Raw genomic sequence first — 6,424 nt, forward strand, 5'->3', positions numbered from 1 at the left:
GCGCATGGTGTCAACTCAATGCCTAAGCATCATAATATTAAACTCCTGATAGATAAGCACAACCTACAGAGTCCGGTTTATATTGGTGATACCCATGGAGATAGTATTGAAACTAGAAAAGCAGGGCTCCCATTTGTGTTATTAACTTATGGATTTGGCACCTCTGATGATTATGATCTTAAGTTTGACAACTTTGAATCACTAACTAACCACTTCATTAATTTGTAATTACGATTTATTCAATTTACTATCCTTTCTTATTAGGAAATGAAAATAAATATATTTTTTATCAGTTTTAGTGTGCTTGTTTTAGCTTCCTGTTCAAATGCAATTGATGCAGATGAACTTTATGGTAGATGGGACTATATCGCGGTCGAAAATTTCAACCCGCCTGATAGCCTCACTAAGGAAGAATTAATTGCACAAGCACCTGCAATCCTATTTTCTAAAGATAATAAACTGGTTATAGAATGGGGAGGAAAGCAGTTATCTCACGGAACTTACAAAATGGATGGAAAAATGATCCGATATACCGAGTTTCTTGAAGGAGGAGGAAAAAGAGAATTTCCATTTTTGATCAAAGAACTTGGAGAGAAGGACTTAGTATTCCAAACAATGGAACAGAACTATACCAGAGTAAAAGCAAAAAAACGCTGACAGTTTTTTAAATTCTGCCAGCGTTTTTTAGGATTAGTATTGAAATATTATTTTAATTTTTTCTTACTTGAGCTTGCAGGTTGAGTTTTGTTTTGTTGCTGTTGTCTCATGTAATCCTCCATTCTTTGCTGAAATCCTGATTTTTTCTTTTCAGACTGAGGCTTCTTTTTGTTCTCCTGTATTTGTGCATGTATCTTATCATCATTCACAAACATTCGGATAATATATTGTTGAGCAAACGTCATCATATTGGCAAGGAAGTAATAATAATTAAGCCCTGATGGGTAACTGTTCAATACTCCAAAGAAAATGATTGGGGTGATATAACCAATGTATTTCATCTGTCCAGTAGCTCCTGATACCTGATTGTTAAAATAAGTATAGATAAGCGTAGAAATGGTCATCAGAATACACATTAAACTAATGTGGTTGCCAAGGAATGGCAAATTGAATCCCATTTGGAAGAATGCATCAAAGGTTGAAAGATCGTCCATCCAAAGGAAACTTTTTTGACGAAGTTCAAATAGATTAGGGAAGAAGAAGAAGAATGCCATGATGATGGGCAGTTGAAGTAACATCGGCAAACAACCTCCAAGCGGATTTACACCTGCTTTCTTATATAGTTTTAAATATTCCTGTTGTAAAAGGGTTGGGTTATCCTCACCAACTTTACCCTTGATCTCATCCATTTCTGGTTTAAGGATACGCATCTTTGCCATAGATAGGTAAGACTTGTATGTTAATGGTAAAAGAACCATTTTAAGAAGTACAGTTAGAACAAGAATGATCAAACCATATCCCCATCCAAAACGTTCAAGAAAGCTAAAAACAGGCAATACAATCCATCTATTGATGTACTTTAATGGCCAATAACCAAGATCTATTTGTTTTTCAATTTCAAATCCTTGTTTTTCAAGAATATTCAACTGATTTGGTCCAAAATAAAAATCCATTGGATAAGAAGTAACCTCCTGTCTTTCAAAAGGAATCTGCATGTTAGCAGCAAAACTTTTTACAGTATTAGAATCGGGGCTAGTATTTACGATCAGTTCTCCTTTATCAAAACTATTTTTTGCGATCAATACATTTGAAAAGAAATGTTGTTTAAAAGAAAACCATTTAATCTTACCTTCATTTATTGTTTTAGTTTCTGATTCAGTTAGACTCAAATAATCAACACTTTCGTCTCCTTGTTTAAAGTAAGTACTTGAATAACGTTGTTCACTAACAAGATCTTTCTCTTTTTGTTTTAGGATGGTTTCCCAGTTTAAGGTCAAGTGTTTCTGAGTAGGAGTAACCACATCTTGCATCCCTTTGGTTGCAATAGTTAAACCAACATTATAACTATCGCCAGTTAAAGAGTAGATATAATCAATGTATTTGCCATCCGAATAATTCAGTCGCATGGTTAATGAAACGGAATCATTATTAGCTACACTAACAGAAGTACCTAAAGGTTGAAAATAAAGGTCATTTGTACTGATATTCTTTCCAGCTGCTCCAAAGATTAAACCAAATTTATTTCCTTGACCTTCAAACATGATCAAAGGTAATTGGCGATAGGTTTTGAACTTTTTAAGTTCAACAGATGCTATTCGGCCACCTTTAGGGCTAATTTTTACCTTTAGTAATTCATTTTCAAGAACAATTGGCTCGTTACTTCCAGATTGTGCAGATCCAAATGGTCCTGATTTGATCAATGTGGAATCTATGGCGGGTACAACAACAGTTTTGGTACTGTCCTGAACCATTACAGGTGATTCTGCTTTTTTAACTCTTGCTATAGAGTCTTGACTTTGTTTTGCCTTTTCCCTTTTGATGTCTTCATCAGAGGGTTGCATTAAAAAAGTTGAGCCTACTAATATGATTAAAATCAAAAATAGACCCGTAAATGTATTTCTATCCATTGGGTTTAGTAATCTGTTTTATTGTAATGCTTTTACTTCTTTTTAGAATGAAGAATTGAAGCGGCGACAAAGTTAACAAAAAGTGGATGAGGATTATCAACTGTAGATTTTAATTCCGGGTGGAATTGCCCCCCAATAAAAAAAGGATGATTTTTTAACTCGATAATCTCAACAAGATTATTTTCAGGATTGATACCTGAGGCTATCATGCCTGCCTTCTCAAATTGCTCTAAATACTTATTATTGAATTCATAGCGATGGCGATGGCGTTCAGTGATTCTGGTTTTACCATAAATTGCAGCCGCTTTACTGCCTTTTTTCAGATCGCAGGTATAAGATCCCAAACGCATAGTGCCACCTTTGTTTTTAATCTTTTTCTGCTCCTCCATCATGGAGATTACCTGATTTTTGGAATTTCCATCAATCTCACTACTTTGTGCATCTTTTAATCCCAATACATTACGTGCGAATTCTACAACTGCACATTGCATTCCAAGGCAAATTCCAAAAAATGGAATTTCATGTTCTCTTACGTATTGAATAGCCTCTATTTTACCCTCAATACCACGACTTCCAAATCCAGGAGCAACAAGTACACCATCAAGCCCTTTTAGCTTTTCAGCTACATTTTCTTTGATAATATTTTCTGATTGAATGCATTTTACTCTAACCTTGCATTCATTTTTAGCTCCTGCATGAATAAAAGCTTCAGTAATTGATTTATAGGCATCAGGTAATTCCACATATTTTCCAACCAGCCCAATCGTAATTTCATTAGTTGGGTTTTTTAAACGTCCTAAAAAATCTTTCCAGCTTTCTAGATCTGGCTCATTTTTTTGAGGCAGTTTTAGTTTGCTTAAAACAGTTTTGTCTAGTTTCTCTTTTAACATGAGCAATGGAACATCATAGATTGTTGTAGCATCTATAGATTCAATTACTGCATTTAGGTTCACATTACAGAATAGCGCAATTTTTTTGCGTAATTCTTGGGGTATATGATGCTCAGTACGACAAACTAAGATATCGGGCTGAATACCATATTCAAGTAGCATTTTTACAGAATGCTGAGTAGGTTTTGTTTTCAATTCACCAGCTGCAGCAAGAAAAGGAACCAAGGTTAAATGGATAACCAAAGAATTTCCTGACCCAAGCTCCCAACGCAATTGTCGTACAGCTTCTATGAATGGTAAAGATTCAATATCACCAACAGTACCTCCTAATTCGGTAATTATAATATCAAACTTCTTGGTCTCACCCAATATTTTCATATTGCGTTTTATCTCATCAGTAATATGAGGTACAACTTGAACTGTTTTTCCAAGATAAGCACCTTCGCGTTCTTTATTAATTACATTTTGATAAATTCGACCGGTTGTGATGTTATTTGCTTGTGAGGTAGGTACATTCAGAAAACGTTCATAATGACCAAGATCAAGGTCGGTCTCAGCGCCATCTTCTGTAACATAACATTCGCCATGCTCATAGGGGTTTAAAGTGCCCGGATCAATATTTATATAAGGATCGAACTTTTGTATGGTAACCCGGTATCCTCTAGATTGAAGAAGTTTTGCAAGAGAAGCGGAAATAATACCTTTTCCTAACGACGAAGTAACGCCGCCCGTAACAAAAATGTATTTAGTCATGATATCTGTAGGATTTCTTATAGTTTTTATTGAGATAACAGTTATTAACCTATTAAAGACAATAAAAACATCGTATTATACGGGATTCAAAACTAGGAAAAAAATCCATAAACATTTTAAATGTTGAGAAATTTATGGGTGTTAATAAATCGGCTGAAATTTTATAAATACATTAATAGTTATAATAAAACTCAAGAAGTTTAACACATTTTGTCTTAATTTCTATAGTCTAGCTTTAATTTAAACAAGGAACAATGAAATACTAAAGTGCTTTGTTTTAACTACCTTTGATTTTATTTAAAAATTATTTCAACAACTTGACATTTAGCGATTTTAACTTTGACCCTCAATTACTTGAAGGTTTGCAGAGTATGGGTTATGTTAAACCTACTCCAATACAAGCACAGGCAATTCCATTAATACTTCAACATAAAGATCTGATCGCCTGCGCACAAACAGGTACAGGAAAAACTGCGTCTTATTTATTACCAGTATTACAGCATATCAGTATTTCTGATAAAAAACACACAAAAGCACTTATTCTTGCTCCCACACGTGAGCTTGCTCAACAGATCGATCAACAGGTAGAAGGTCTTGCCTATTTTGCAGGAATTAGTTCTATTGCAGTTTACGGTGGAGGTGATGGAATGATCTATGAACAACAGCGACGCGCCATGATGGATGGGGTTGATATTGTTATTGCTACACCAGGAAGGCTAATTGCGCATCTAGCATCTGGAGTAATTAAATTAGATCATCTGCAATATCTTGTTTTGGATGAAGCCGACCGTATGCTCGACATGGGTTTTTATGAAGATATTTTAAGGATCATCAGTAATTTACCCAAAGAACGTCAAACATTGCTTTTTTCGGCTACTATGCCTCCAAAAATCAGAACTCTGGCAAATACGATATTAAAAGATCCTGAACAGATTAATATTGCACTTTCACAACCTGCAGCCGGTATTTCTCAGCAGGTTTTTATGGTTTACGATAATCAAAAAGTAAAACTCATCAGTACCTTATTAAAAGGTGGAGATTATAAAAGTGTTTTAATTTTCTGTTCCCGAAAAGAAACGGTTAAAGATCTGAACCGAACGTTACGCAGAGAAGGGATCAAATCTGAAGCATTCCACTCTGATTTGGAACAAGAACAACGAGAAACAGTATTAAGAGCATTTAAAAGCAGGGTTTTGCCTGTTATTATTGGTACCGATGTTTTAAGTAGAGGAATTGATGTGGAAGGAATTAGTTTAGTTATTAATTTCGATGTGCCACCTGATCCTGAAGATTATATCCACAGAATTGGAAGAACAGCAAGAGCTGAAACAACCGGAACTGCCGTTACTTTTGTTAATGAAAAAGACCAGCGAAGATTTTCATTTATTGAAAATCTGATCGGAAAAGAAATTCCTCGCATGACTTTGCCTGACGAGTTAGGTGAAGGTCCGGTTTATAGCCCTGCAACCAAAAGGCCTTCAACAGGTGGTAATAATAGGAACGGTAAGAAGAAGGTCTGGGTAAAGCGCAAGGCTTAATTTTCTTTATATAATCAGCTATTTTGATAGTAATGCCCTCAAATACTTGGGGCCTTCTTATTCTATGATTCTAAATTTATTCCTAGAATGATACGTATTGAAAACGATTTCTTAAAGGTTATTATAAATTTTAAAGGAGCTGAATTAAGTTCCCTATTCAATAAGCTTAATGGACTGGAGCATTTATGGCAGGCAGATCCTGCTGTTTGGGGATTTCATGCTCCGAATTTGTTTCCTATTGTGGGATCATGTATTGGTAATCAAATCATGGTTGATGGTAAAAAATATCCTTTAAAACGACATGGTTTTGCTCGTCACTCTGAATTTATACTACTTGAATCTACACGTACAAGAGCTAAATTACTCCTAAATTATTCGGAATCTACACTTGCTGTATTCCCATTCAAATTTGCTTTTGAGGTAATTTATGAGCTTCATGATTCAGAACTTCGCGTACTCTACCAGGTTATTAATCATGATAATCATACCATGTATTTTTCAATTGGGGCTCATCCGGCGTTCAATATTCCATTTTTTGAGCAGGATCAATACTCCGACTATTATATAGAGTTTCCTGGCGATGAAATTCTTGAACAACATCTTCTCAATAGCGATGGCCATTTTACTGGCAAGACAAAGAATATAGTTACGGAGTTAAATAGGATTGATTTACGACCAG

5 protein-coding genes and 1 pseudogene are annotated in these 6,424 nt (G+C 35.1%); 4 read left to right on the forward strand and 2 right to left on the reverse strand.

Going from position 1 to position 6,424, the window contains the following annotated elements:
* Together ACIQZ6_RS11085 and ACIQZ6_RS11090 are read left to right on the forward strand one after the other, a co-directional pair.
* Positions 1-228: HAD family hydrolase (locus tag ACIQZ6_RS11085; RefSeq protein WP_395811074.1), on the forward strand; the 228-nt coding region annotated here is incomplete at its 5' end.
* 39 nt (positions 229-267) lie between these two features.
* Complete coding sequence (locus ACIQZ6_RS11090) at positions 268-657, forward strand: hypothetical protein (protein WP_395811076.1); 390 nt, start codon at positions 268-270, stop codon at positions 655-657.
* A gap of 47 nt (positions 658-704) precedes the next feature.
* On the opposite strand, the gene yidC is transcribed toward ACIQZ6_RS11090, so the two are convergent.
* Complete coding sequence (yidC, locus tag ACIQZ6_RS11095) at positions 705-2,564, reverse strand: membrane protein insertase YidC (RefSeq protein ID WP_395811078.1); 1,860 nt, start codon at positions 2,562-2,564, stop codon at positions 705-707.
* A 32-nt stretch (positions 2,565-2,596) separates the two neighbouring features.
* Positions 2,597-4,207, reverse strand: a complete 1,611-nt coding sequence (locus ACIQZ6_RS11100) for a CTP synthase (RefSeq protein WP_395811080.1) — start codon at positions 4,205-4,207, stop codon at positions 2,597-2,599.
* Between the two features lie 317 nt (positions 4,208-4,524).
* Here ACIQZ6_RS11100 and ACIQZ6_RS11105 point away from each other — a divergent pair, with 317 nt between their 5' ends.
* On the forward strand, positions 4,525-5,745 hold the full coding sequence (locus ACIQZ6_RS11105; protein ID WP_395811082.1) for a DEAD/DEAH box helicase: 1,221 nt from the start codon (positions 4,525-4,527) through the stop codon (positions 5,743-5,745).
* An 87-nt stretch (positions 5,746-5,832) separates the two neighbouring features.
* Positions 5,833-6,424, forward strand: a pseudogene (locus tag ACIQZ6_RS11110) (aldose 1-epimerase family protein); the annotation flags it as partial.

It is taken from the genome of Daejeonella sp. (assembly GCF_044348475.1).
In the GTDB taxonomy this organism is placed as follows: Bacteria; Bacteroidota; Bacteroidia; order Sphingobacteriales; family Sphingobacteriaceae; genus Daejeonella.

Coding starts and splice junctions, on each gene's coding strand:
- ACIQZ6_RS11090 (WP_395811076.1), top strand. CDS start 268: ATGAAAATAAATATATTTTTTATCAGTTTTAGTGTGCTTGTTTTAGCT.
- yidC (WP_395811078.1), bottom strand. CDS start 2,564: ATGGATAGAAATACATTTACGGGTCTATTTTTGATTTTAATCATATTA.
- ACIQZ6_RS11100 (WP_395811080.1), bottom strand. CDS start 4,207: ATGACTAAATACATTTTTGTTACGGGCGGCGTTACTTCGTCGTTAGGA.